20 protein-coding genes are annotated in these 25,064 nt (G+C 46.7%); 13 read left to right on the top strand and 7 right to left on the bottom strand.

All coding sequences use genetic code 11. From position 1 onward, the window contains the following. Positions 1 to 129 precede the first annotated feature (129 nt). From ACRPK8_RS11370 to ACRPK8_RS11355, 4 genes are all read left to right on the top strand, one after another. The gene (locus ACRPK8_RS11370; protein ID WP_432238319.1) at positions 130 to 792 is read left to right on the top strand and encodes a response regulator transcription factor; all 663 of its coding nucleotides are present in this window, start codon (positions 130 to 132) and stop codon (positions 790 to 792) included. Further along, entirely contained in the window at positions 789 to 2,171 is a 1,383-nt protein-coding gene (locus tag ACRPK8_RS11365; protein WP_432238318.1) for a HAMP domain-containing sensor histidine kinase, read from the top strand. The genes ACRPK8_RS11370 and ACRPK8_RS11365 overlap by 4 nt, the downstream gene beginning before the upstream one ends. A gap of 110 nt (positions 2,172 to 2,281) precedes the next feature. Further along, the gene (locus ACRPK8_RS11360) at positions 2,282 to 2,755 is read left to right on the top strand and encodes a competence protein ComK (RefSeq protein ID WP_432238317.1); all 474 of its coding nucleotides are present in this window, start codon (positions 2,282 to 2,284) and stop codon (positions 2,753 to 2,755) included. A gap of 99 nt (positions 2,756 to 2,854) precedes the next feature. Beyond that, positions 2,855 to 3,262 (top strand): hypothetical protein, encoded by a 408-nt coding sequence (locus ACRPK8_RS11355; RefSeq protein WP_432238316.1) that lies wholly within the window; start codon positions 2,855 to 2,857, stop codon positions 3,260 to 3,262. A 40-nt stretch (positions 3,263 to 3,302) separates the two neighbouring features. On the opposite strand, the gene ACRPK8_RS11350 is transcribed toward ACRPK8_RS11355, so the two are convergent. Further along, positions 3,303 to 3,641, bottom strand: a complete 339-nt coding sequence (locus ACRPK8_RS11350; RefSeq protein WP_432238315.1) for a hypothetical protein — start codon at positions 3,639 to 3,641, stop codon at positions 3,303 to 3,305. A 60-nt stretch (positions 3,642 to 3,701) separates the two neighbouring features. Beyond that, positions 3,702 to 4,079 (bottom strand): truncated hemoglobin, encoded by a 378-nt coding sequence (locus tag ACRPK8_RS11345; protein ID WP_432238314.1) that lies wholly within the window; start codon positions 4,077 to 4,079, stop codon positions 3,702 to 3,704. A 136-nt stretch (positions 4,080 to 4,215) separates the two neighbouring features. Between ACRPK8_RS11345 and addB the strand changes: the two genes are divergently transcribed. The 9 genes from addB to ACRPK8_RS11300 all read left to right on the top strand — a co-directional run bounded on the left by addB (position 4,216) and on the right by ACRPK8_RS11300 (position 19,770). Continuing rightward, positions 4,216 to 7,647: a helicase-exonuclease AddAB subunit AddB gene (addB, locus tag ACRPK8_RS11340; RefSeq protein ID WP_432238313.1), complete on the top strand. Its 3,432-nt coding sequence runs from the start codon at positions 4,216 to 4,218 to the stop codon at positions 7,645 to 7,647. Then, on the top strand, positions 7,644 to 11,195 hold the full coding sequence (addA, locus tag ACRPK8_RS11335) for a helicase-exonuclease AddAB subunit AddA (protein ID WP_432238312.1): 3,552 nt from the start codon (positions 7,644 to 7,646) through the stop codon (positions 11,193 to 11,195). The genes addB and addA overlap by 4 nt, the downstream gene beginning before the upstream one ends. A gap of 204 nt (positions 11,196 to 11,399) precedes the next feature. Further along, positions 11,400 to 11,777, top strand: a complete 378-nt coding sequence (locus ACRPK8_RS11330) for a response regulator (protein WP_432238311.1) — start codon at positions 11,400 to 11,402, stop codon at positions 11,775 to 11,777. Next, a complete protein-coding gene (locus ACRPK8_RS11325; protein WP_432238310.1) occupies positions 11,758 to 14,301 on the top strand; it encodes an ATP-binding protein in 2,544 nt (847 codons plus the stop codon). Before ACRPK8_RS11330 ends, ACRPK8_RS11325 begins: the two co-directional genes overlap by 20 nt. An 84-nt stretch (positions 14,302 to 14,385) precedes the next feature. Continuing rightward, positions 14,386 to 14,766, top strand: coding sequence for a DUF1516 family protein (locus tag ACRPK8_RS11320; protein ID WP_432238309.1), 381 nt, complete (start codon positions 14,386 to 14,388; stop codon positions 14,764 to 14,766). Positions 14,767 to 14,951: 185 nt separating this feature from the next. Continuing rightward, positions 14,952 to 15,902 (top strand): class I SAM-dependent methyltransferase, encoded by a 951-nt coding sequence (locus tag ACRPK8_RS11315; RefSeq protein WP_432238308.1) that lies wholly within the window; start codon positions 14,952 to 14,954, stop codon positions 15,900 to 15,902. A gap of 106 nt (positions 15,903 to 16,008) precedes the next feature. Next, complete coding sequence (locus tag ACRPK8_RS11310; protein ID WP_432238307.1) at positions 16,009 to 17,499, top strand: phytoene desaturase family protein; 1,491 nt, start codon at positions 16,009 to 16,011, stop codon at positions 17,497 to 17,499. Continuing rightward, positions 17,496 to 18,977: a phytoene desaturase family protein gene (locus ACRPK8_RS11305; protein ID WP_432238306.1), complete on the top strand. Its 1,482-nt coding sequence runs from the start codon at positions 17,496 to 17,498 to the stop codon at positions 18,975 to 18,977. Before ACRPK8_RS11310 ends, ACRPK8_RS11305 begins: the two co-directional genes overlap by 4 nt. After that, positions 18,937 to 19,770: a phytoene/squalene synthase family protein gene (locus ACRPK8_RS11300; protein WP_432238305.1), complete on the top strand. Its 834-nt coding sequence runs from the start codon at positions 18,937 to 18,939 to the stop codon at positions 19,768 to 19,770. The genes ACRPK8_RS11305 and ACRPK8_RS11300 overlap by 41 nt, the downstream gene beginning before the upstream one ends. A gap of 416 nt (positions 19,771 to 20,186) precedes the next feature. Here the strand turns inward: ACRPK8_RS11300 and ACRPK8_RS11295 are convergent, their stop codons facing one another. The 5 genes from ACRPK8_RS11295 to pssA all read right to left on the bottom strand — a co-directional run bounded on the left by ACRPK8_RS11295 (position 20,187) and on the right by pssA (position 25,057). Further along, positions 20,187 to 21,659 carry a phytoene desaturase family protein gene (locus ACRPK8_RS11295; protein WP_432238304.1) on the bottom strand — a complete coding sequence of 491 codons (1,473 nt, stop codon included), beginning with the start codon at positions 21,657 to 21,659 and terminating at the stop codon, positions 20,187 to 20,189. A gap of 15 nt (positions 21,660 to 21,674) precedes the next feature. Further along, positions 21,675 to 22,751: a glycosyltransferase gene (locus ACRPK8_RS11290; protein ID WP_432238303.1), complete on the bottom strand. Its 1,077-nt coding sequence runs from the start codon at positions 22,749 to 22,751 to the stop codon at positions 21,675 to 21,677. Continuing rightward, positions 22,748 to 23,449, bottom strand: a complete 702-nt coding sequence (locus ACRPK8_RS11285; protein WP_432238302.1) for a lysophospholipid acyltransferase family protein — start codon at positions 23,447 to 23,449, stop codon at positions 22,748 to 22,750. The genes ACRPK8_RS11290 and ACRPK8_RS11285 overlap by 4 nt, the downstream gene beginning before the upstream one ends. Then, positions 23,418 to 24,173: a carotenoid biosynthesis protein gene (locus ACRPK8_RS11280; protein ID WP_432238301.1), complete on the bottom strand. Its 756-nt coding sequence runs from the start codon at positions 24,171 to 24,173 to the stop codon at positions 23,418 to 23,420. The genes ACRPK8_RS11285 and ACRPK8_RS11280 overlap by 32 nt, the downstream gene beginning before the upstream one ends. Before the next feature lie 137 nt (positions 24,174 to 24,310). Continuing rightward, positions 24,311 to 25,057, bottom strand: a complete 747-nt coding sequence (gene pssA / locus ACRPK8_RS11275; RefSeq protein ID WP_432238300.1) for a CDP-diacylglycerol--serine O-phosphatidyltransferase — start codon at positions 25,055 to 25,057, stop codon at positions 24,311 to 24,313. Positions 25,058 to 25,064 lie beyond the last annotated feature (7 nt).

The following is a 25,064-nucleotide window of genomic DNA, read 5'->3' as shown; positions in this document are numbered from 1 at the left end:
AATCTGTGCCTTTGCCTTTCTTTTCTTCTGAAAAGAGAGGTTTTTTTGAATTATTATCCACTCTCCCATAATTTTGCGGAATTCCTTTGATACACTGAAACAAAGCACATTAGTCAAGGAGTGAGAGGTATGCATACAATCTATTTGGTCGATGATGAAGTGAACTTGAATCGAGTACTCGTGAAGTACTTGGAGCAGGAAGGATGGCAGGTCAAATCGTTTACCTCGGGTGAAGCGGCAGCGTCCGCAATCGTAGAAAAACCAGATCTATGGATTTTAGATATCATGCTTCCGGATATCGACGGCTTTCAATTGATCAAGCGGATTAAAGCTCATGATGAAACGACACCTGTCATTTTCATCTCTGCTCGTGACGAGGATATCGATAAAATCATCGGACTTGAAATGGGATCAGATGATTACATCGCGAAGCCGTTCCTACCACGTGAACTGGTCATTCGCGTTAAAAAAATCTTGGGACGTACGTATGCGACTCCTAAAAGTGGTGTGATTCAATATGGTGATTACATGATTTATCCGGAGAAGCGAATCATTGAAGAGAACGGTCAAGAAATCGATTTGACATCCAAAGAATACGACCTCTTGATGCTATTCGCGACACAAATCGGGACGCCGATGTCACGCGAGCAGATTCTCGTCAGTGTCTGGGGGGACGATTACTTCGGATCGGACCGCGTCGTCGATGATTTAGTACGCCGGGTCCGTAAAAAGCTTTCCAAACTTGAACTTGAAACGATTTACGGTATCGGATATCGTTTGGTGTCTGCATGAAAAACCGTAGTCTCGGATTTCAGATTTGGGCGATGTTTCTGCTCGTCATCGTCACGCTTTCTGCGGTCATTCTTCTTGTCATCCGCTCATCGATCGGCAACTTCATTGATGAACAAGTCTATGCAACTCTTGAGAACAGTGAGGTTTTCTTCTCGAAGGATGCGTCGGTCATCGAGATGCTCCAAGATAATCCGATTGAATTCGACCGGCGGAAACAGGAGTCTCGCTCGGTCAACATCCTGTTATTATCGAAAAACGGAAAACTCTATTATGGTGGGGCGCCACAACAGCTCATCAATCAGATGTATCGCGATGCCATCGATCAAAAGACGGTGACGGCGAAGTACACGACACGACTGGATAAAGAGGACGTTTATTACAGCATCCGTAAAATCGAAGAGAACGGGGAAACCTATTACCGTGTCTCGTACGTTTGGGATGCCTATCGCCAAGAATTAATCACGCAACTGTTCTCGAAAATCGGCTTTGTCGTCATCATCGGAAGTATCTTTACGTTGTTCATCGCATTTTGGCTGGCGCGACGATTGACCCATCCACTGGTTGAAATCGAGAGAGCCGTTGGGAAAATTGCTGCACAGAAATGGGATACACCGCTGCCGCTTGATCGTGGGGATGAAATTGGGCGACTTGCGCGGTCCGTGGATGCCATGCGGATGGACCTCGAAAAGCAGGATAAAGCACAAAAGTCCTTATTGCAAAACATCTCACACGATTTGAAAACACCCATCATGGTCATCCGTAGTTATGCGCAGTCCATTTCGGACGGAATCTATCCGGATGGTGATTTAACGGGATCCGTATCGGTCATCGATGAAGAAGCAGAACGACTAGAAAAGAAAGTCGCAGCACTTCTTTATGTGACGAAACTCGATTATTTCGAGCTCGATCGTTCGACATGGGATAACGTCGATATCGACCGTATGGTGCATCTGTTAAAGAACCGCTTTTCTGGTACGAAACCGCTCGAATGGCATGTTAGTGGTGAAGCCGGGATCGTTCTCGGCGAGGGTGAACAATTGCGTGTCGCTCTTGAAAATGTCATGGATAATGCGATCCGTTATGCGGAAACACAGATTAACATCCGTTTATCGGGTACACCGGATCATGTGCATATCGAAATCGAGAATGATGGTCCGCCTCTAGATGATTCATCGCCTCTCTTCCATCAGTTCTCACGCGGTAAGGAAGGGAAATTTGGTCTTGGTCTATACATCGTCAAGCGGATCGTCGAGCGTCATGACGGAACCGTGGCGATTGAAAATCGATCAGCGGGAAATGGAGTCGGAAAAGTTTGTGTGATTTTTAATTTCCCAAGACATTTCATCGAGCAAGAAGAACCAAAAACAGAAGAATTTTAAAAACGGGATCCTTAGATCTCGTTTTTTTGATTAGGAAATAATCCGAGAGTTTGTGCAAGGAAGCGAGAAGTTTGATATAACCAATATAATCCAGGAAGGGAGCAAAGAATATGTCATATCCGATCACTGAAGAGACGCTGGCCTTGATTCCACGGTACGGCCAGTATGGCGAACCGCAAACGCTTGTCATTAGGGAGCATTCTGAAAGTATTTTAGAAGGACATCCGATTAAGCTGATTGAAGAATCATGTTTGTATTTTGGTTCATCGATGCGCGGAAGGATTGAAGCAGCGCGGCATATTCTCGGTCCGAACCGAAAGACACCGGTCTTGATTGACTGGCAAGCACAGACGATTTTTTTTCCGACGACTGCGAAGGAAAAAGCGGAATGTGTCTGGATTAATTTTAAGCAGATGAAGGCAGTTCAAAAGAAATCTGGGAAAGTACAAGTCGAATTCCAGACGGGACAGTGCATCGATACGGAGGCATCTGCCTACAGTATCGAACGTCAGCGGATTAAAACACTGGAACTGGCTTACGAGATGCAACGCCGTTTTCAGCTGCCTGAGTTTAAGAATCGCTGAAAAGTGGAATCACATAACAGGAATCTTACTTAGGTAAGGCGAAACAAATCAGAGAGAGAAATCATAGGGAGGTGAAGCGGTAGTAGATACCGCGACACGATGAATGAATCATATGAATGGTTAAATCGCCGAAAATTACAACCGGGATTCGGTGCGACGGGTGGCAGACGTTTTATCAGTTCGCGCATCGTTCGACCTGAAAACACACCGGGTAAGCGCATCAAAGGCATCAAACGGGCGCGTCAGCTCGTGGTTGATGATGCTGGTAACCGCCGTTGGGTTACGAAACGAATCGTCGTGACAGATGCTGCGAAGCACGTTACGATGAACCGCCGGACATCGATTGCATTGAAAGAGACGAAGGAATCACGTCTGGATCAAGTCAAACAAAAGCTTGCATCGAACAAAAAAGTTCTACTGCCCATCTTGGCAGCAACCGGAATTGCTGTCGCTGGTGGCGTCCTTGCTTATGTACTCCGCCGCAAGAACAAACAGACGGAACAATAAGAAAAGCCGTTCTCCTCTTTTGGAGTACGGCTTTTCTGCATCATAGGAACCGTTTTCGTAAGGAAGTCGAGAGTGCTTTATCGGCAATCTCTTCTAACTCTGAAAGATTCGTAGGATCAAAGCTATCGTTGTAGAAACGACCTACGAAATCTACCCGATCATAATCGAGTTCCTTGAAAATCAAGTGCTTATGGTCATCGTAAAAAACAACACGATAATAATCAGATCCACGCTCGAGTGTCACGAGCCCTTTGATGTGATCTAGTTTTTTCTGTTCCTCGGTTTGTTCCTCTAATGTATCGTCCTCGTTCGATGATGCCTCTGCTTGCTCGATGGCATTCTTTACGAGTTCCGGTCGTTGTTCTTGTTCTTCCGCCATGTTTTATCGCCTCCAATTAGTATTTTACATGGAAATGGACTGATGAGAAAGAAAAATCCCTCAATTCATTTGATGCGCCTCACATACGCGCAATACGTTCATCGCTCCGATCTGAAGTCGTTCCATCAGCTGAAGACGTGCCTCTTCATTTGCAATCGTCTCAATCGAAGCCTTCTCCATGAGCGCAAGCCAGCGAACGGCATGTTCTCGACGGATCGGTAAGAGGCGATGGATCATCGCTAAGCTCGTCGGCTCTTGGTTAAGATTACGCGGACCTCCGGTTAATTGAGTCAAAAATGAAAGTTGAGCCTGTTCGACACGTCGGCGGTCATCAGGAAACAAAGGACGTAATAAGGAATCGTGGTAGACTTGATGATAGAAGGAGCGGATAAGGGATGCGAGAACCTTCTCACCACCGAGCGCTTCATAAAGTGACATGAACCATTACCCCTTTACATAGGATGTGCTCTGATTATAGCAAATTCACAACAAAAAGACAGTTGTAGAAAACAGTACATTTGTTCTTATTTGTGCGATAATAAAGAAAGATCAACACGAAGAGGAGGTTTTCTTGATGAACCATATGCACATTGGTCGTGCCGGCAGCGGAAAAACGACGCAATTGATTGAACGCGTCATCCATGAGCTCGAGCAACGACCGTTAGGCGATAAGATGTACTTCATCGTCCCGGACCAAATGTCGTTTGAAATGGAGCGGCGGATCGCCACGGATGAGCGGATTGCAGGTCTTGTTCGGCTGGAAGTCATGAGCCTACGCCGATTTGCGTTTCATATCTTACGCGATTATGGGAATCAGGCGATTCCGTTTTTGGATGAGACAGGAACACAATTATTGCTTCGACAGGTCGTCGAAGAATCAGAAGATGAACTGAAGATTTTTAAACGGACGAAACACATGCCTGGTTTCTTTAAAGGACTCGATGAACTCATTGCATCGTTTAAGCGTTCATTAATTGAGCCGGAAATGTTGCGGCAAGTAAGTGACCGTTCGCTTGAGCGGTCCCCGAAGCTGAACGATCTCGCCTTGATCTATGAGCGTTTTACAGAACGTATTGTCAATAAAGCACTGCATGCAGATGACTATTACACGACATTGCTTGAATTGTTGCCTAAGGCGCAACTCGATAAAGCGACGATCATCGTCGACGGATTCTATGAATTTTCGCTACAAGAACAGCAGGTATTGCTTGCTTTGATGCAACAAGTCAGCGAGATGCATATCAGTTTTACGATGGACGCGACGAATCCGTATGCTAAGCAGACGTCCTTTGGTGTATCCCAGCGGTGTTACATGCAACTGATCGGTCAAATGCAGGAACAGTCGATTGAATATGAAGAAGTGTTCTATGACCGTGCTGTCAAATTCCGTTCAAGTGGACTTCAACATTTGGAGCAGGCAGTATTGAATCCCGGTTATCCAGCTGTCGATCATGAAACGGATGGTTTTCAGATGACAGCTGCCGTCAATCGTCAGGTCGAGGCGGAAGCAGCCGTTCGGACAGCAGTCCAGCTTGTGCGAAAAAAAGGTTATCGTTTTCACGAGATGGCATTCGTCGTCCGGCACCTCGAGCCGTACGCGGATCATTTGGAGCGAGCCTTCGAGATGTACGACGTTCCGTATTTCCTTGATCAGCGTGAATCGATGGTCCATCATCCGCTTGTTGAATTGATTCAATCGGCACTCGACATTGTGATGTCCGGCTACCGGGAAGAGACCGTTTTCCGGTTACTCAAGACGGAACTATTGCCGATTCCTTCAGAAGATGCACGTTTGGCACTTGATCGGTTCGAGACGTTCGTGCTCGAACGGGGAATCAAAGGTTCCATGTGGCAACAGCCTTGGCAATTGAAACGTCGCTTAGCGGAAGAGGTCCGGTTATCGGAAGAGGAACTGGCTCAGGAAGAGGAATTGAATCGATTGCGTACCTTTGTCGTCGGGGTGATTGAACCATTGGAGCGCCGCCTGAAGCAGGCAAAAACGATGAGTGCGTATACGAAAGGATTGTATCAATTTCTTGAAGATCAAAAGATTGCTGACCGTTTAATGGAGTGGCGGCGTCTTGCGCTCGAAGAAGATCACTTACTGGCAGCTCGGGAGCACGATCAGGTATACGAAGCGATACTGCATCTATTCGAACAGTTGGAGGCTGCCGCACCAGAGCACACCTTATCGACAGAGTTATTCGTCCAGATGGTCGAAACGGGTCTTGAAAGCCTTCGTTTCGCACTCGTTCCACCTTCGCTTGATCAAGTCATTGCGACAGATTACGTACGCGGACGATTGCAACGCGTGAAAGTCGTCTTTTTACTCGGAGCAAACGACGGTCTCATTCCATTCGTTCAGGATCAATCCAAACTTCTGTCGGAAAATGATCATGATTTTTTACATGAACATGGCATTCCGGTCGGTAAGGCATCGCTCGATGTGTTTGATGATGAACTGTATTACTTGTATCAGGGGATGATGGCGCCAAGCGAAGCCTTGTACGTCAGTTATGCGCTTGTGGATGAAGAGGGAAAAGCGTTGCAGCCGGCTGCTGTTACTAAACAATTGAAGCGACAACTGTTGCTTGATCGCCCGATCAAGACGCATTTTGCAGAAGCTGGAGAGCATGCACCGCAGGAACAACTTCACTTCGTAACGAGTCCAGACCGTGCGGCGGCTGCGACAGCGATTGAACTTCGACGTCTGCAGCGACGTTATCCGATTCAGCCAATGTGGTTTGAAGTCTACAACACACTTCTTGAAAACGGACAAGGACGCGACCGCATGGCATTGTTCTCACATGCCTTGTTCTATCAAAATCATGCAGAAGCACTTCCGGAAGGACTTGCGCACCAATTATACGGCGACTCCCTTCAAGCAAGTGTTTCACGTTTTGAAACCTATAATGCCTGCTCCTATAAACACTTCGCGCGATACGGTCTCCGACTGCGTGAACGAAAACTCTATAAGTTCGAAGCACCAGATATCGGAAACCTGTTCCACGGGGCATTAAACGATTTATCGCTTAGCATCAAAGCTTCCGGACGTCACTGGAAGGAACTTGACGGGGAGACGTGCGGAACGCTTGCGAAGGAAGCCGTCGAAAAGGTAACACCAGAGATTCAAAATGCGATTTTAATGAGTTCGAGCCGATTCGGATATATCAAGAAAAAATTAACGGATGTCGTCGAACAGACTGCGAAGATGTTAGTCGAACAGTCGAAACGAACGGATTTCGAACCGGATCTGTTTGAAATCAGTTTCGGAAACACAACGTTTCCACCGTTACGCTTCACGTTACCGGATGGAACGGAAATCGAATTCACCGGGCGGATTGACCGGATTGATCAGGCAAAGATCGGAGATCAACTATACGTTCGCATCATCGACTACAAGTCGAGTGCACGGGGACTCGACTTTGCGGAAATCTATTACGGACTGGCGATTCAGATGCTGCTTTATCTAAAGACGGTCGTCGAGCAATCTGAATTGTTGTACCAGCAACAGGCTAAACCGGCCGGTGCTCTTTACTTCCATGTCAAGAATCCGATGTTACGGGGAGACTTGTCTGCTGACGACGAGGAACGCAATCGGTTGTTGCTTGAGTCCTATCAGATGCAGGGAGTCATTCTCGAAAATGATGAGGTATTACGGGCGATGGATCATATTGCGTACGATGAACGGAAAAAATCGCCGCTCGTTAAAGTGACATTTACGAAAAATGGCTTGCATAAGACGCAAACAAAAGGTGTCGTACAGGAGGAAGAATTATCGGCACTAATGAACCATGCGTGGGAAGAACTGAAAGAGAGCAGTCAGGACATTTATGACGGAGACATCGCGATCAATCCGTTCGACTATCAGGAGCGGACACCGTGTAGTTTTTGTGAGTATCGTTCCGTTTGTCAATTCGATGAATCACTTGGAAACCGTTATCGTCCATTAAAACCGATGTCTGAGAAAGAGGTACTGGAACGGCTGAAGGAGGAAGAAGAATGAGTGTACGTTGGACCGAAGAACAACAGCAAGCAATCTCAGCACGGGGCGGACATATCTTAGTTTCAGCAGCCGCTGGTTCTGGTAAAACAGCCGTCCTTGTCGAACGATTGACCCAACGTTTGATGGACCCAGAAGACGCATTGTCCGCCGATCGGATTCTTGTTGCGACGTTTACGAACGCGGCGGCACGAGAAATGAAGACCCGAGTCATTGAAGTGATGGACCGACGGATCAAAGAGGCACCGGATGATCTGTACTTGAAGAAACAGCGTCAGCTGATGAACCGAGCCCAAATTACGACGATTCACTCGTTCTGCTTATCGATTCTACGAGAAAACTACTATCGTATCGGTCTCGATCCTGCATTCCGGATTGCCGACGAATCTGAATTGCTCTTGTTGCAAGATGATGTGCTAGAGGCTCTGTTCGAATCCTTTTATGCATCGGAAGATCCAGGGTTCTATGACTTGATTGATAGCTATACATCAGACCGTGATGATCAGGCGATGATTACCTTGATTTCGAATCTGTATCGTTTTTCGCGTTCTTTACCAGATCCAGAAGCGTTTTATGCACATTTGATTGCTCAATACGATCAGCCGATCGATCCGGATGAGTCATCGCTCATGCAACGCCTCGTCGATCTAGAATGGGAGAGTCTGGCGAATCTATTAAGTCGATATCGCGAACTCGCATTGGAGCTTGAACAGTCAGGGTATGCGGAAATGGGTACTATGATGCGTCAGGATATCGCACCCTTTTCAAGCCTTGAGACGCATGCACGGCAATGGACGACGGTCGCTTTTGCTTTTCAAGCGCTCGAGTTCGGACGCTGGAAAAGTCCACGAGGAGATGAAGGAATCAAACCGTTTCAAACAGAGCGGACACGGCTCGTCGCAGAGTTCAAGAAAGCAAAAGAACTATTCGTCCAAAAGACCGGTGTCGATTACTTGGAAGACTTGCGTTCACAGTTGCGCCATGTCGAGACGATTGTTACGCTCGTCCGTCAATTTGCAACGGACTATTTAGAAGCGAAGCAACAGCGAGGGATCGTCGATTTTTCAGACTTAGAGCATTTTGCCCTGGAAATTCTGACATCAGACGGGCAACCGTCCGATGTAGCCAAATTGCTACAAGACCGATTCATCGAAGTGCTCGTTGATGAATATCAGGATACGAACGAGGTGCAGGAGCGGATTATCCAGCTCGTCTCAAAGACGGATGAGGCGACAGGGAACTTGTTCATGGTTGGGGATGTCAAACAATCCATCTATAAGTTCCGTCACGCAGAACCGGGACTGTTTCTTGAAAAATTCAAGCGATTTCAGCAGACGGCTGCTGGAACACGGATTGACTTGACGAAAAATTTCCGCAGTCGTTTAGAAGTTCTGGACGGTACGAATCAGATTTTCCGCCAAGTCATGGATGAGACAGTGGGCGAAATCGATTACGACGAAGCGGCGCATCTTCGGCTCGGAAACATGAGTTATCTTGAGTCGGAGCAAGTCGCCCCTGAGCTACTGTTGATTGATCCACTGGATAGCGAAAAAGAGGAAGTCGAAGCACGCGCGATTGCGACGCGAATTCTCGAACTGGTCGATACCGAACATCCACATTTAATCTACGACAGTAAAGTGAATCGTTTCCGGACATGTGAATACCGAGACATCGTCGTATTAGCACGTTCACGTGGAAAACGCGTGCAGGCTCTCGTTGAAGTACTTGAGCAGTACGAAATTCCGGTCTACGCGGATACGACAGGCGGTTATTTTCAGGCAACCGAAATTCAGATCATGATGGCGTTGCTCAAAACGATTGATAATCCCTTGCAGGATATCCCGTTTGCAAGTCTACTGCGTTCACCCATATTCGGTGTGACGGATCAAGATCTTGGACGCATCCGTGCGAAGCAAAAAGATGGAAGTTTTTATGAAGCCGCGCTGGCAATGGCGTCAGAAGATTCATCGCTGGGTGTTTCCATTGATGAGATCATCCGTCGAATCCAAGCATGGCGTACGGAAGCACGAGGAAGTGCACTTCCTGCATTCATTCGCTCACTCTTTGATCAGACCGGTTATTTTGAATATGTCGGTTGCTTAGCGGGAGGACGAAGTCGCCAAGCTAACTTGAACGCACTCTATGAGCGGGCGAAGCAGTATGAAGCGTCTGGATACCGTGGTTTGTACCGTTTCCTTCGTCTGATTAACCGGTTGATTGAGCGCGGTGAGGATTTTGCGGAAGCCCGTTCGCTCGGGGAGGACGAAGACGTTGTCCGTATCATGACGATTCATCAGTCGAAAGGTCTCGAATTTCCAGTGACGATCGTCAGTCAATTGACGAAACAATTCAATAAGCAGGATCAGATGCAAGCCATTCAGTTGCATAAGACATATGGAATCGCACTGGATGCAATCGATCCGATTCGTCGTTTACGATCAGGTACATTATTGAAGGAAGTCATCCGTCGGGAAATGGATCGTGAGATGAAGGCGGAAGAGATGCGTGTACTATATGTTGCGATGACTCGGGCGAAGGAAAAGTTGATTCTCGTCGGAACGGTGAAGGATCTAGACACCCAGTTGATCGATTGGCAAATGACTCCACCGGATGAAGTCTTGTTATCGGAAAATGATCGCCGACAAGCGAAGAGTTATGCTGATTGGGTCGTACCGGCAGTCCTTCGTAGTAGCCTGCTCCGCCCAGATGAAACAGAGTGGTCGCTGCGACTTCTATCCCTTGAAGAGCTGGCACCTTATCAAGAAATCTCAACATTGGTCGAGCAGTTGGAACATGTGCAAAAGCTTGAGAAAATAGATGTTCCGATCAATGAATCCGTTAAAGTAGCAGTTGAATCAGCATTTTCCTATCGTTACCCTCATGCGCTGGCGACGGAAACGGCAGCTAAACGAACCGTAACTGAACTGAAACGGGCGGAGCAGCTTGAGCGAGCAGCTTTTGAGACGACGTATCGCCAAAAGAACTATTACCGTACGCCTCAATTCCTTGGACCGGTTTTAAGTGGTGCAGAACGGGGGACCGTACTGCACTTGGCGATGCAACTCTATCTACCGGACCTTCCGCTTCTGGCTCAAATCGATCAATGGGAAAAGGAAGAACGCATCACACAAATCGAGGCGACGACGATGCGGGAAGCGGCTGGTCAACTACAAGGCTTTTTGAATTCGGATATAGGTCGACTGTTCAGTGACCGTTTGCGAACGCATCAAGTGTACCGGGAGTTGCCATTCACCTATAAAATCAAGGCTTCTCGTTTTCGACAGGACTGGGCGGGACCGGTTGATGATGCAGTCATGCAAGGGATCGTCGACTGCTTGATTCAAGATGGCGAGACGTACATCCTGTTGGATTATAAATCCGATCAGATCGTTGAGACGGCAGACGAACAAAGCCCTGCTGATGTATTACGCGAACGTTATGCAACCCAGTTGAATTTATATCAAGAAGCGTTAGAGGCCATCCTTCGCATTCGTATTACACGGAAAGTGATTTATGCCTTCGCGTTAGAAGAAACGATCGACATAGAGTGAATAATGGTGAGAGATGAAACCTCCTCATGCCTTCCTTCTTTCGGAACAGGCAGAGGAGGTTTTGTCAGGGATCAAAAGAGGGGATGGAAAGGGAGAGAAGAAAAATGATTTCTCTAATGTTTTTCATTTCTTATTCAGAAGGAACTGTGTAAAATAAAGAAGATATGTTAATTGAAAGATGGATAATTTTAGGAGGTTTAATAGATGGCGCGTATTTTACTTGCGGAAGACGAAGATGTCTTACGAATGTTGGTACTTGATACATTAGAAGATGAAGGATATTTAATTGACGAGGCAACAGACGGAGACGAGGCCTATCAAAAGATTATGAGTACGGAGTATGACCTTGTCTTGCTTGATTATATGATGCCGGGTATGACCGGGATCGAGGTCATTGAAAAAGTACGACAGCATCCGGATAAACAACATTTGAAAATCATGATGCTGACTGCCAAAAGTCAACAATCCGATCGGGAACGCGCTGAAGAAATCGGCGCAAACTATTTCTTCTCAAAACCATTTAGTCCCCTTGAACTGATTGATGTCGTGGGAGGAATACTGAGTGATCATCAAGTGGATTAATCGGAAAATCGGACGCCAACTGATGGCTTCCTTTTATGTCGTATTAGCGACCCTCATGATTTCCTCACTGATCGTCTACAACTATACGGATACGAAACTACAGGCGACACGGGCCAAATTAGAAGATATTCGTGATCGTAGCGCGCGAGCAGGTGCTTTATGGGAAGAATGGCAGGACGTTCAGTTCAATCTGCGCGGGTATGCCTTGATGGGAAATACTGATTTATATGAACAAGTCATGTCTCAGCGAACGAAGATTGACCAGCAGACACAATGGTTCGAAACGAACGCGATTTATGATCAAGGAAAGGCATTCGCCGCATCCTCGAGGGAACTCTATCGTTATTATTTTGAATCAGTCTTGCCGCTCGTCCAGGCATATGTAAAAGAAAAAGAATCTGGAGATGTGACGGAATCCTTTTTAAAAGGAACGACACTTGCCGAACTGCCACTCGGTCAGCAATTGTTAGCTGAGGGTAAAATCCAGCTTGATGCTAAAGGAAACATCGATGTTCTGTCTGAAATCAATAAAAGTGAGTTGGCGCTAGGTGGTTATCGTCAATTTTTAGAAGACTGGGCAAAGCAGACGAGCGATCAACTCGCGCAAGAAATTCGGACGACACAATTGATTTGGCTTGCAAACATCGTCGTCTTGATTGCGGTTCTCATCTTTTTCATCTATCCATTCATCCGGCGGATTACACTGGAATTGCTATCACTCGTCAAAAATAGTCAACGGCTCGCGAACGGGGAAGATGTCTCGAACGTAAAAGTACCGAATCGGAAAGATGAGATTGGTATACTGGCATTATCGTTCAATCAGATGGCGAGTTCGATTTCTGAGAATAAACAGCATTTGCTCGCAAAAAATGAAGAATTGCAGGCGCAACAGGAAGAACTGCAAGCTCAGCAAGAAGAATTACAGGCGCAACAGCAAGAACTGGAAGAAGCACTCGAATTGACGATGCGTAATGAGCAACATCTTCAGTACCGCAATGATTTAACGGAAACGCTTGCGGCACGGGAATCGTTAACGGCTTATCCGGAAATCATCGAGAAACTCGTGACGATTACCGATTCTGAAATTGGTGCACTCGTTTTTGTTGACGAAGAGGAGACCTATTCTGTCGTCACACACGGGATGACGGATGAACTTGCCGCGCAACTTCTTCAAAATGATGTGTCGTTATTGAAACGGGCAGAATCATTGAAGACACCTGTTCACTCCTCTAAACAAGTCGCAAGTAACCATCCGTTACCGTATCCGTATTACATGTACGAGACAGCCGTACCGATTCTTGAACCTGCTTCAGGTGAAATCATCGCTTATATCTATCTCGTTCGTTACCGGGATCAGTTTACGGATGAACAGATGCGTGACGTCATGTCCTTCTCCCGTCAATTATCGCTGTCGCTTTTACGGATGCGGTTATTTGATGAAATGACGAAAGAAAAAACGAAGACGGAACGAATTCTCGATTCGATTCGAGAAGCAGTCATCTATCTCGAACCGGGAAAAGAAGAAGTCTTCGTCAATCGACCATTGTATGATTTATTCCCAGAGCTGCGGTATAGTGCCCAGCTAGAGCAAGAAACACTTCAAACATGTCTCGACGTCATTCAATCCGTCGTCGATGATCCGGAAGCCTTCAGTCGTTATGTAGATGCCGTCTTACGAGGCGAGGTGCCGACAGAAAGTCTACAATTCTCGGTACGAAACGAGACGGTCTTCATTCAGTTTTATGTCGAAGTGATCGACATTCATCATGTACACAAAGGAACGATGCTTGTCATGCGTGACGTGACGAAAGAGACGGAGATGGACCGTCTGAAGTCGGAACTTGTCTCGACGGTTTCCCACGAACTCCGGACACCGTTGTCATCCATTTATGGCTTCACGGAATTGATGTTGAACCGGGATATCGAAGATGCACGGCAGGACCGGTATTTGCGGACGATTCACTCGGAAACGGAACGACTTGCAAATCTCGTCAATGATTTTCTGGATGTACAACGAATGGAATCAGGCACGCAGTCTTATAAAAAGATGTCCTTGAACATTCAATCAATCGTTGAGGAAACGACGCAGTTTTATGCGGAATCAACGAATGCACACCGTATCATGTATCGACTGGAAGGGAATCAACTGCCAATCATTGAGGCGGATGAGGAAAAAATCCGACAGCTGCTTAACAATCTGTTGAACAATGCTGTGAAATATTCACCCGCCGGTGGTGCGATTGACGTCGTACTTTCAACGTCACGAGATCAAGTCATACTTCAGGTGCGTGATGAGGGAATCGGAATCCCGGAGCAATCGCTCAGTCGGTTGTTCGAAAAATTCTACAGAGTCGATAATTCAGATAGTCGAAAGATTGGTGGTACGGGTCTTGGCCTTGCCATCTGTAAAGAAATCGTCACGGGTCACGGCGGAGAGATTCATGTCGAATCCGTCGTCAAACAAGGCAGTCTCTTTACAGTTAAATTCCCTATCGTACAGCCAGAACATGTGACAATCTCCTGAATAAACCATATATCGACAAAATAACGCTAGGTGTTCGAACGAAAATCAGATACGATGAAATAGGAAAAGAAAGGAGGTATTGAGATGCCAATCACAGCATTCGTTCACACACACGTCTTACTTTGGGTCCTTTTATTGGTCACATTCTTCGTCGCCTTTTCGATGTACAAGAACAATAAGAAAGCCGCAAAAGGCATTCACATGGCGTTCCGTCTTCTCCTTTTATTGACGTTCGCGACAGGTCTTTACCTGTATATCAAAATCATGGGGATGTCTGAAAATCCGGACCCACTCTATCATGCGAAGATCACAGCCGGTCTCTTGACACTCATCTTCGGAGAGTTGACACTCGTTCGCGTCAAAAAAGGAAAAGGATATTCTGGTTTTGTCATCGGATTTATCGTACTGGTTCTCGTAACAGTATTCCTTGGATACTCTCTTCCATACGGTATGAAATTCTTCTAAATGCATACGTTAAAAAGGTCTTTCCTGACTTTCATGTCAGGAGGGGCTTTTTTTCGTACATCCGATTGTAATTTTTGTTTACAAGTGGTTGTTATTTGGGAAAAGGGATGTAATACACAGTAGAGAGGGGAACGCTTGTGGCACAGTTGAAAGAATGGACGAAGGTTTTTCGGGCACGAAAATGGATGAAACGCGCAGAACCGGTATTACCACTTTGGCATGGGTATATCGGTTATAAATATGGCTTGTTCGATGCTTTGCAAACAGGCGCAACACAAGCAGAAGCACAGTTGCGGATGCAACGTCCCTTAACACAGGAAGCACTGTCACGCTGGTTCGAGGTCGGTGTAGCCGTCGGTCATCTGAAGAAAAAAGATCACCGTTATACGGCGACTCGTCATGTCTTACCTGAACTCTCTCAATCAGATGAGCGTAGTATCGGTTTCATGCTGTCTGAAATGATGGAGTTGCATCTACCGGCGCTGTTTTCCTACCCACAATTCCTAGAAGACGGTCAGCAGAAAGTTTTTAGTGGTGAGGAACACGGCGATATCGTCGCAGAAACGTCTGCGCTCGTTGAGACAGTTGCGTTTCCGGCTGTCCGTCATATCATTCGTAGCAAAAATCTTACATCGCTCCTCGATATCGGTTGTGCCTATGGTGGATATTTGCGAAAAATCCATGAAGCGCTTCCGGAACTTCGGCTCGCCGGGATCGATATCGAAGAATCCGTCATTGAAGAAGCAAAACGACGCGAACCGAGTGGTGAGATTGACTTTGTCGTCGGGGATATCAAGACCTATGATGTGAAAGAGACATATGACGGTGTCATGATGAACAATATTCTCTATTATTTCCCGCAAACCGAACGTCTTGCGTTATTAGAAGGTGTACGTCGCTTCGTCAAAGATGATGGAACCGTCATTCTCGTCACCCCTTTACGTGACAGCGATCATGGTGCACCCTTCTCAGCAGCCTTTAACGCTTTCATGACGTTGCACGAGAATCTATATCCATTACCTAGCAAGGAAGAATTGAAGAAAGATTTATCAAAAGCTGGGTTTGAAAATATTTCAATCACACCTTTCTTAAAAGAAGGTGCTTGGTATATCGTCACTGCAAACGCCACTTCCTAAGCGAAGACTGGCGTTTTTACAGTTAGAAGACAGTTCAAATTTGTCGCTTTTACTATGTGCTTAGTATAATAGTTGAAACGATCAGAGAGAAAAAGGAGAGATTCGGGTGAAGCGACGGGTAGCAGTGATTGGAGCAGGACCAGGGGGACTAGCATGTGCCTTGTTATTAGCAGGAAAAGGAGTAGATGTCACCGTTTATGAAAAACAGGCACAGGTCGGCGGGCGGACTTCAGCCGTCAAAATCGGTGAGTATACATTCGATCGAGGACCGACTTTTTTGAATATGCCGCATATTTTAGAAAATGTTTTTCGTGAAGCCGGTCTTCAGCTTGAAGACTATTTAGATTTGAAGGCACTTGACCCGATGTATACCCTTTATTTCAAAGGGGGGACGGAGCAGTTTACGATGACGACGGATCGGGATCGAATGAAACGAACGATTGAAGAACACTTTCCGGGAAACGGAGAGGGGTATGACCGCTTCATGGCAGAACAAGCACTAAAACTCGGAAAATTAATGCCTATCCTGCAGACTCGGCATGACCGGTTGACCGACTATTTGTCACCGCGTGTCTTGACGGCACTGCCTAGACTTTCTTTAGGTCGATCTCTATATGATGTCTTGTCTGACTATTTTACAAGTGAAGAATTGAAGTACGCGTTTACGTTCCAGGCAAAGTATCTCGGCATGTCTGCCTGGGAATGTCCTGGTGGATTTTCAATTTTATCTTATATGGAACATGCTTACGGTGTACATCATCCGATTGGCGGAATGCACCAAGTACCATTAGCGATGCAACGTGCGGTCGAAGAACTCGGGGGTCGTGTAAAGTTAGATACAGGTATTCAACAATTGATCTTAAACGGAAAAACAGTCGAAGGTGTTGTTTTGGAGTCGGGTCAACACGAACTGTTCGATGAGGTCGTCATCGGAGCGGATTTTGCACATGCGATGAATCATCTTGTGCCGGAAGGTGTATTGAAAAAATGGTCCCGGCCAAAAATTGATCGGAAAAAATTCTCATGTTCGACATTCATGTTGTATCTCGGCGTCAATCGGACATTCGATGCCCCTCACCATACAATTTATTTTGCGGAAGATTACGAGAAGAACGTCCGGGAGATGACACAGACGCTGGAACTATCGGAAGACTTTTCGTTTTACGTCCAAAACCCATCCGTTCTTGACCCGACATTAGCGCCAAAAGGGAAGTCGGCTATGTACGTGCTGGTGCCGGTACCGAATAATTACTCGGAACTCGATTGGTCGATTGAAGGACCTAAATTACGCCGTCGTGTCCTGGATGCACTTGAGACGCGTTCTCCTTATCAAGGAATCGAAGCGGCCATCGAAGTCGAAGAGATGTTTACACCGGACGATTGGGAAGCGATGGGGATTCACCAAGGTGCAACCTTTAACTTAGGACATCAGCTGACACAGATGATGTATTTCCGTCCGCACAATCGATTCGAAGAACTGGATCATCTGTATCTTGTCGGAGGGGGCACACATCCAGGGAGTGGGTTACCGACGATTTTTGAATCTGCCCGGATTACGGCTGAACTTGTGCTTGAAAAAGAGGGGGCGCACATATGAAGATCGGATTTGTAGGAGCAGGTGTCGGAACGTTGCATGCGGCCCTCTTGTTGACAGCACGTCACCCGCATGTCGAGATTACGATTTTTGAAAAAGAACGACGTGTCGGTGGTAGACTTCGATCCGTTGACTTTGATTCCGGTGGTCGAATCGACGAGGGGCCGACGATTGTTCTCATGCCCGGAAAGCTAAAAGAGCAATTAGCGGAGGCTGGTATCGATGGAGTTGAATTAGAACGAGTCGATCCGTTATATGATCTCCATTTTGATGATGGAACGATTGTTACTAAAGTGGCGGATGTCGTCGATCAAGCCATCGCGATTGAACGTCAATTCGGAGAAGGACGCGGGTTCCATGAATTCATGCAACAAAAAGAAAAGGATTATGAGACGAGCGTATCGAAATTTCTAGAACGTGGTTACCGTCGTAAAACGGACTTGTTGCATCCGGAAATGATGCGCCCGCTTTTACAGATGCATGCGCTTGAAACCGCATATGATCATTTAAAACGCTATTTCAAGAGCAAATATCTACGGATGGCCTACAGTTTTCCGACGTTCTACATCGGTGGAAATCCGTATACGACACCGTCGATTTACGGATTGATTCCGTACCGAGAGCAAGCGGAAGGAGTCTGGTATGTCAAAGGCGGATATTTTTCGCTTGCGGAACGAATGTATGACACGTTGGTTGAACGAGGTGTCCGATTCGTCTTCGAAGCACCGGTCGAACGTGTCGTCGTCGACCGAGGGCAGGCGAAAGGAATTGTTTTACAAGATGGAACACATGAAGCATTTGACCAAATCGTTCTAAACGGAGAATTCCCGTTAATGGAGCGACTCGTCGAAGGGAAAAAACCAAAGACATACGCTCCATCAGGCGGCACGTTGTTGCTGTATTTCAAAATGAAGGGAACGGTCGATTTACCAGTGCATCGCTTCTTGATGCCAAATGATTTAGAACCCCTCATGACGAATATCTTTAAAAAAGGGCATTTACCAGAATATCCAGCAGTCTATCTATTCCATCCGAGTCAAATTGACTCTAGTCTGACAGGAACGGACGATAGCGTCGTCTACTCGTTGATTCCTTCTCCACGTGGTTATGGCGTAGAAGATTATGAAAAAGTGGGCTTCATCGAAACTGTACTTGAAAAAATCGAGCATCATCATCCGGGATTCCGGGAAAAGATACAGGAAATGAAGATACGTACACCAAATGATGCACAAGCGTTTGGCTTATACGAAGGCGGTAGTTTTGGCATCGCCCCGACGGTTCGTCAATCTGCGGCATTGAAGACACAGGCTAAACCATATCCGGAAATCGATCGACTGTATGCGGTCGGAGCATCGGTTCATCCGTGCGGGGGTGTTCCCGTCGTCATGATGGGTGCAACGATCCTCGTAAATCGAATGGAACAAGAGATGGGGTGGAAACATGAATTCAGTGACGATTCAGAACGCGTATATCAAATGTGAAGAAGTCATTCAGTCCGGGTCGAAGACGTTCTACAAGGCATTTTCACTCTTACCAAAGGCAGATCGTCAAGCCGTTTATGCCATCTATACGTTTTGCCGCTTTCTTGACGATACTGTTGATGAATCGGAGACACCAAAGGAAAGCCTACTTGCTTTTTTAGAGGAATTCAAGCGATTCCGTCACGGTGAAATTCTCGACAAACCATTGTGGATTGCCTTAGCAGACGTATTTGAACGCTACGAGATGGATGAGACACCTTTTCTTGAACTGGCCGAAGGGATGCGTTGGGATATCGAAAAGAATCGATACCAAACGCTAGAAGAAACGGAACAGTATAGCTATTATGTCGCAAGTACCGTGGGATTAATGCTGTTACCGATTCTAGCACCGCAACAGCCAGATCTCCGTAAGTCGGCGATTGATTTAGGGATTGCGATGCAATTGACGAATATCTTGCGGGATGTCGGTGAAGATGCCAAGCGAGGACGGATTTATTTACCGCATCACTGGATGGAGACATACGGTGTCACAGCGGAATCATTACTTGCGGGTCATCCTTCAGGAGACTTCGTAGGTCTGTGGGAAGAGGTGGCACTGCGGGCAGAACACCTGTATGAAGCAGCAATTCCTTCATTTGAGCGTTATCCGAGAGAAAGTCGGAAAGCATTAAAGGCAGCAGCTTTCCTTTATCGGGGAATCCTCGATGCGGCACGTGATAATCATTATGATGTCTTTACTAAACGGGCATATGTGAGTCGTTGGCAAAAAATGAAATTACTCGCAACGATTTAACCATAGAAAAAAGACCTTGGCGGGGACCAAGGTCTTTTTTCTATGGTCTGAGACCGGGGAGTCTCAGATTACTTCTAGACCAAGTACGAAATAACGGACTACAAAGATAGGTCTTTCAAGACCACGGGGATGGTCTGATGTTTATCGAGCTATCTGTGGTTCCATTCGGATGAGACGATCTAAGGGGGAACGTCGTAGGTCATGCGAATGGCTACACGATGAGTCACGTCGGATCAAGGGGTGGGTCCCCAAGATTTCGCTGGTTAGAAAAGTAAGTTCTTCAACGCTCTTGACTCGGGGAAGTCACCTTGCGCTTGATTGAGGATGTGGGGTCAATCACTACCTCTTGAACTCGAAGTAATCGTATCAAATCTCAGTTGTCCGTACAAGTGATTGATATGCAATTCACATAACGTTCACAGGGTAGCCGCGACGGCAGAGACGATTCGTTCACTTGCTAGTTTTCCTGAAAGCGTCACCATTGGACTACCACCACCAGGATGCGTCGATCCACCGGCAAAAAACAAATTGTGAACATTCTTTGAACGGTTACTTGGACGAAGGAAAGAAGACCGAATTCCGTTTGAAGACAGTCCATAGAGTGAACCGTGATAAGCAAAAAATGTCTGCTCGATGTCTTGCGGAGTGATGCGTTGTTCATAAACGACATCCGATGAAATATCGACGCCAAACGCACGCAGGCGTTGGTTGATCAGTTGATCGTACGTATTAAAATCAATCGCATGTCCAGTATCCGTCGCCGGCGCATTGACGAGTACGAATAAATTGTCACCCGCTTGTCCCATTTCCGGTGCTGTGACGGAAGAATTGGAAATATAGATGGTCGGCTCCTCCGCGTAACGTTTTTCATCAAAGAGTGCCTTGAACTCGGCTTCATAATCAGAAGAGAAGAAGACGTTATGATGGGCAAGACCTTCAATCCGACGTGAGAGACCAATACATCGGACGTAGGCAGAAATCGAGGGTTCGACTTGAGCAGGTGTCGGATTTTTAAAATCAGGTCGTGCGGTCTCTGAAATCAGGCGTGGATATTGTGTCAACAAATCACCGTTCATGACGACGAAGTCAACCGGTAGATATTCCAAGTGATTCAATTCGATTTCCGTCGCCTGCCCGTCGACGACTTCGATCTGTGTCACCTCATCGCCAAGTCGGAAGACGACACCTAGTTCTTTTGCACGTTTTGCGAAGCCTTCGGCGATCGTCGTGTTGCCACCATTCGTGAAATAGACGCCGTCGTTTAACTCCAAGTGCGCGATCAATCCGAAAGTAGCCGGTGTCTCATAGGGGCTGCTTCCGATATACGTCGCATAACGATCGAGTGCCTGAATCAACTCTTTATCCTTAAAGTAGTGCTTATGCAGCCCATGAAGGTTTTGGAAAGGATGCACTTTCAACATGTCTCGCCAAAGGGAAGGGCGGATGAATGAATCAATATTCGTAAAGAATTGTTGTTTTGCGATCGTATGCAACTTCGCCACTTCTTCTTGATAACCTGTAATATCGTTCTTCGCCAACTGACCGTTCGTGAACCGATCGACTTCCGTCCGCATCGCTTCGCGTCCAGACGAGAACGTTAAGGTTCGTCCGTCAGAAAAGTGATTGACCGTATGACGCTCAAGTTTCGTGAATGTAAAATATTCGTCGGGATCCGCACCGGATTCAAGAATGACGGATTGAAAAATTTCGGGCATCGTAATCGTATTCGGACCAAAGTCGAAGCGATGTCCTTCCGTAACGATCGGCATCATCTTACCGCCGATATGTGTATTGCGCTCGATGACCGTGACACGGAAACCTTTTGAAGCTAATGAAATCGCAGCGCTCAGTCCACCGAGACCTGCTCCGATGACAGCAATATGTTTCATGATACTGATTCCTCCTTATGAATAGGTCCTGCCCTTCCAAGTGATTTCCCGTTTCCTGAAACTTCGAATCATCGCACTTGCGAGCAGGATGACATATAGAAGAGTAGCAAGCGGATGCAACCACCAAACGTTCGGAATCCGAGCGGCATGATCAATTCGGATCCGGGCAAGATGGAGCAAAAGCCATGCTGCACCGACTTGCCAGGACGGCTGTACGAGCAGGTAGGGAAGAAGACTTGCTTGGATGAGATAAAACGTTAAAAAATAAAAGCCGACGATATACGAATCATTCATACCACGAAAGACATTTTTCAAGAATCCTTGCCAGACTTCTTGATTCGTCGCATACATATCACAAGAGACGACTGGCGCGGCATGGACGAGTGTAGTCGTCCAACCGTTACGTTTGAATGCCCGGCACAGCTCTAAATCATCCACGAGTGCAGAACGGATTTTTTCGTGCCCGCCAACTTGTTCGTAGGCGGAACGCTCGACAAGAACGACCATTCCGTTAGCAGCTGCGAACGCCGGATGTTTTACTTTCCGAAAGGGAATCGGTAGATGTTGGGCGATCAGTACGTGTTGCATCGGGATAAGACATTTTCCGAGAAATGTCGGTACAGGAAACGATGGGAATCCGGAAAGGAAGACAGCCCGTTCTGTAAGAAGTGTAGCGTACAGTCTGCCAATCGCATCGGGTGATAATGTCACATCTGCATCGAGAAACAAGAGATAGTCCTCTGTCGTTCGTTGAGCGAGTTGATGACAAGCATGTACTTTTCCTGCCCAATTAGTTGGCAAGTCAAGACCGTCAATGAGCGTGAATCGCTCGTCTTGACCGATTCGTTCCAGTAACAACTCACGTGTCCGGTCTGTCGAACGGTCTTCATACAAATAAACGTGCATACCTGGTGTCAAAGCAGCTTCAAGTGAATCGAGTAGCTTCTGAACATTTCTCTCCTCATTTCGAAGCGGGATACAAATGGCGAGACTGCTCGGGTGAACAGGAGCGGATAACTTCGGTAAGAAGGCAAGGTTGATCCATGTATACAGGCAAACAGCTAAAGCGAAAAAGAACAAAAACCAATTCATGGACGAAGTGCCCGTAACCAGCGTTCCGTCCGGGCAGGTAGTGGTTCCCTTCGTGTCGTGATACAACGGTAATGATGAATTCGTTCAGCAATAGCGTCTGCTCGTACGTCATCGTATAGAGCAGTCAATTCAGCCGTCAGACGTTCAGCTTGAGCACCTGTTCGTTCACCGGCACGCGGCTCGAAGCGACGCGTCCGAACATAGACGTCCGGCTGTTGTTCATGACCATAGGAATAATAAAAGGCAACAAGGAATACGCTTTCAGCATGGCGTGTCAAATGCGCTGCTCCACTCGCTAGGTGAAGTGGCCGTTCTTCTTGGTGTCGCTCCTCCCCTTGGGGAAACATCCAGACGCTGCTTCCGGACAGCAGTTGTTCTTTTGCATACTGAAGGCTTTTTTTGATATCAGAAAAAGATGAACGATCGATCGAAAAGGCTCCTAAACGCGAAAAAAATGGAAAGCGGGCGAGCCCCTCATGATCGATCATGACATATGGATCATGCCGAAAGCAGGTCTGATCCAAGTGGAAGAGAATCATCCCATCCCACCAGGATCCGTGTGTCGCAAGCATCAGACCAGGTAACGGAAGATCGTCCGCTCGGTAGAGAACGCGGTGAAAATGACGACGGATCAAGGCATGATCCACATACGAATGAAAGATGGATTCAGCTAATCTGTTTTTGTGTGCTTCTTTCAACGACAACCCCTCGTTTCATGATGAAATAGACGATGAGTGCACTCAAACTGATCAGTGTAACGCCGTAGAGACCGGCGACGCCTGCTGTTACACCAAACAGGGTATGCAACATCAAAAAAAGATATTGATTGTTCTGCTCGAGCACTACATTCGTAGCCCGACCTTGATATCGTGCAATCAGAAGTGAGAAGACGAGTGCTGTTCCGTACCATCCGAAAAAGTTTTGTGTTGGAATATCATAATAGAAACCACCGTCTTGCCAAAGCCAATACGACTTTACGTTCGCCGCCACAGGATCGATGGCTAAATCAAGCCAGACAGCAAAAAGCGGAACGAGAATGACCGTATTATAGCGAAACGGGAAAAGCCGGGAGAAGGCAAGACTAGCACCCATGACGGACAGCCAGGCAGCGCCAATCGTAATCGGAACACCAAGCAATTGCACGCCAAAATCAGACTCATAACGATACGTACCGAATGGCCAACCGGTATGTACGCCGATGGACTCGATGAGGATCGAACCGAAAAAGATGAACGGGATGATAAAGCGACCTTTCGGTAAAACATGCCAAAAATAAAGGCCCGCATATAAACCGGAAGCGAATAAAAAGACGGCATTTGCCCATTCTAACCAAGGCGGGAGTAAGGAAAAACCGACTAAAATCAAACCGATGACGAACCAGACCGAAAAGAACAGCCATAGCCATTTTTGAAAACGTTCCATGTATAGCATTCCTCCGTTTCATTAATGGTACTTGCCATAAGTATACCCATATATCTTGAAAACGAGCGAGGAAGAAGCGGTCTTACGAAAAAAAGTGGTTCGACTTCTCGGGAGAGAAATCAAACCACTTCAGACAATCACCCATTTGAATGTTGCTTTTGCTTTTTCCTTTTGATGAAAGAGAAAAGTAAAAATGCGATATACAATGGAATGGCGACGAACCAGAAGGTTGACCATTCATTGCTGCGGGCAATCATGACATACGTGACGTACAGTAACGTAAAGGTGATGACGAACGTATGGCGCGGAACGGGAATGTCTTTGAAACTTGGGATTTTGACGCGACTGACCATCAAAAAAGCAAGCCCGGTGAAGACGAGCGGGACCATCAAATCATTCATACGTCCGCTGAATAAGGTGACGACAGCGAGGATTCCACCAGCTGCTGTAATCGGAACACCAGAAAAGTAAGCGGAAGCGACATTCGTTGCCGTCAAATTGAAGCGTGCAAGACGGAACGCACCGAATAGCGGGAAGAGAGCAGAAATTAACAAACCAACTTCACCGAATTCAAAGAAATACGTATAATAGGCCATCATAGCAGGGGCGACACCAAAGGTCACGACATCTGCCAAGGAATCCAGTTCCTTCCCGAAATCACCGGCGACGCCGAGCATACGGGCCAGACGTCCGTCAAGGCTATCTAGCATCATCGCGATGGCAATCAGCAAAGTCGCGTTTTGAAAATCACCCTTTGCTGCCATGACGATAGCTAGAAAACCACAATAAAGATTTCCGAACGTAAATAGGTTGGGTATTGCATTACGAACACGATCTTTCCACAAAATGATTCCTCCTGCCACTTCATCGATACTTCTCATCATATCATAG

Source organism: Exiguobacterium sp. TDN 0502 (assembly GCF_050846835.1).
Lineage (GTDB): Bacteria > Bacillota > Bacilli > Exiguobacteriales > Exiguobacteriaceae > Exiguobacterium_A.
This window is presented reverse-complemented; position numbering and strand designations above follow the sequence as displayed.

Bases quoted from the DNA above. Each gene is read 5' to 3' on its own strand.
- ACRPK8_RS11370 (WP_432238319.1), top strand. From the start codon at position 130: ATGCATACAATCTATTTGGTCGATGATGAAGTGAACTTGAATCGAGTA.
- ACRPK8_RS11365 (WP_432238318.1), top strand. From the start codon at position 789: ATGAAAAACCGTAGTCTCGGATTTCAGATTTGGGCGATGTTTCTGCTC.
- ACRPK8_RS11360 (WP_432238317.1), top strand. From the start codon at position 2,282: ATGTCATATCCGATCACTGAAGAGACGCTGGCCTTGATTCCACGGTAC.
- ACRPK8_RS11355 (WP_432238316.1), top strand. From the start codon at position 2,855: ATGAATGAATCATATGAATGGTTAAATCGCCGAAAATTACAACCGGGA.
- ACRPK8_RS11350 (WP_432238315.1), bottom strand. From the start codon at position 3,641: ATGGCGGAAGAACAAGAACAACGACCGGAACTCGTAAAGAATGCCATC.
- ACRPK8_RS11345 (WP_432238314.1), bottom strand. From the start codon at position 4,079: ATGTCACTTTATGAAGCGCTCGGTGGTGAGAAGGTTCTCGCATCCCTT.
- addB (WP_432238313.1), top strand. From the start codon at position 4,216: ATGAACCATATGCACATTGGTCGTGCCGGCAGCGGAAAAACGACGCAA.
- addA (WP_432238312.1), top strand. From the start codon at position 7,644: ATGAGTGTACGTTGGACCGAAGAACAACAGCAAGCAATCTCAGCACGG.
- ACRPK8_RS11330 (WP_432238311.1), top strand. From the start codon at position 11,400: ATGGCGCGTATTTTACTTGCGGAAGACGAAGATGTCTTACGAATGTTG.
- ACRPK8_RS11320 (WP_432238309.1), top strand. From the start codon at position 14,386: ATGCCAATCACAGCATTCGTTCACACACACGTCTTACTTTGGGTCCTT.
- ACRPK8_RS11315 (WP_432238308.1), top strand. From the start codon at position 14,952: ATGAAACGCGCAGAACCGGTATTACCACTTTGGCATGGGTATATCGGT.
- ACRPK8_RS11305 (WP_432238306.1), top strand. From the start codon at position 17,496: ATGAAGATCGGATTTGTAGGAGCAGGTGTCGGAACGTTGCATGCGGCC.
- ACRPK8_RS11300 (WP_432238305.1), top strand. From the start codon at position 18,937: ATGAATTCAGTGACGATTCAGAACGCGTATATCAAATGTGAAGAAGTC.
- ACRPK8_RS11295 (WP_432238304.1), bottom strand. From the start codon at position 21,659: ATGAAACATATTGCTGTCATCGGAGCAGGTCTCGGTGGACTGAGCGCT.
- ACRPK8_RS11290 (WP_432238303.1), bottom strand. From the start codon at position 22,751: ATGAATTGGTTTTTGTTCTTTTTCGCTTTAGCTGTTTGCCTGTATACA.
- ACRPK8_RS11280 (WP_432238301.1), bottom strand. From the start codon at position 24,173: ATGGAACGTTTTCAAAAATGGCTATGGCTGTTCTTTTCGGTCTGGTTC.
- pssA (WP_432238300.1), bottom strand. From the start codon at position 25,057: ATGATGAGAAGTATCGATGAAGTGGCAGGAGGAATCATTTTGTGGAAA.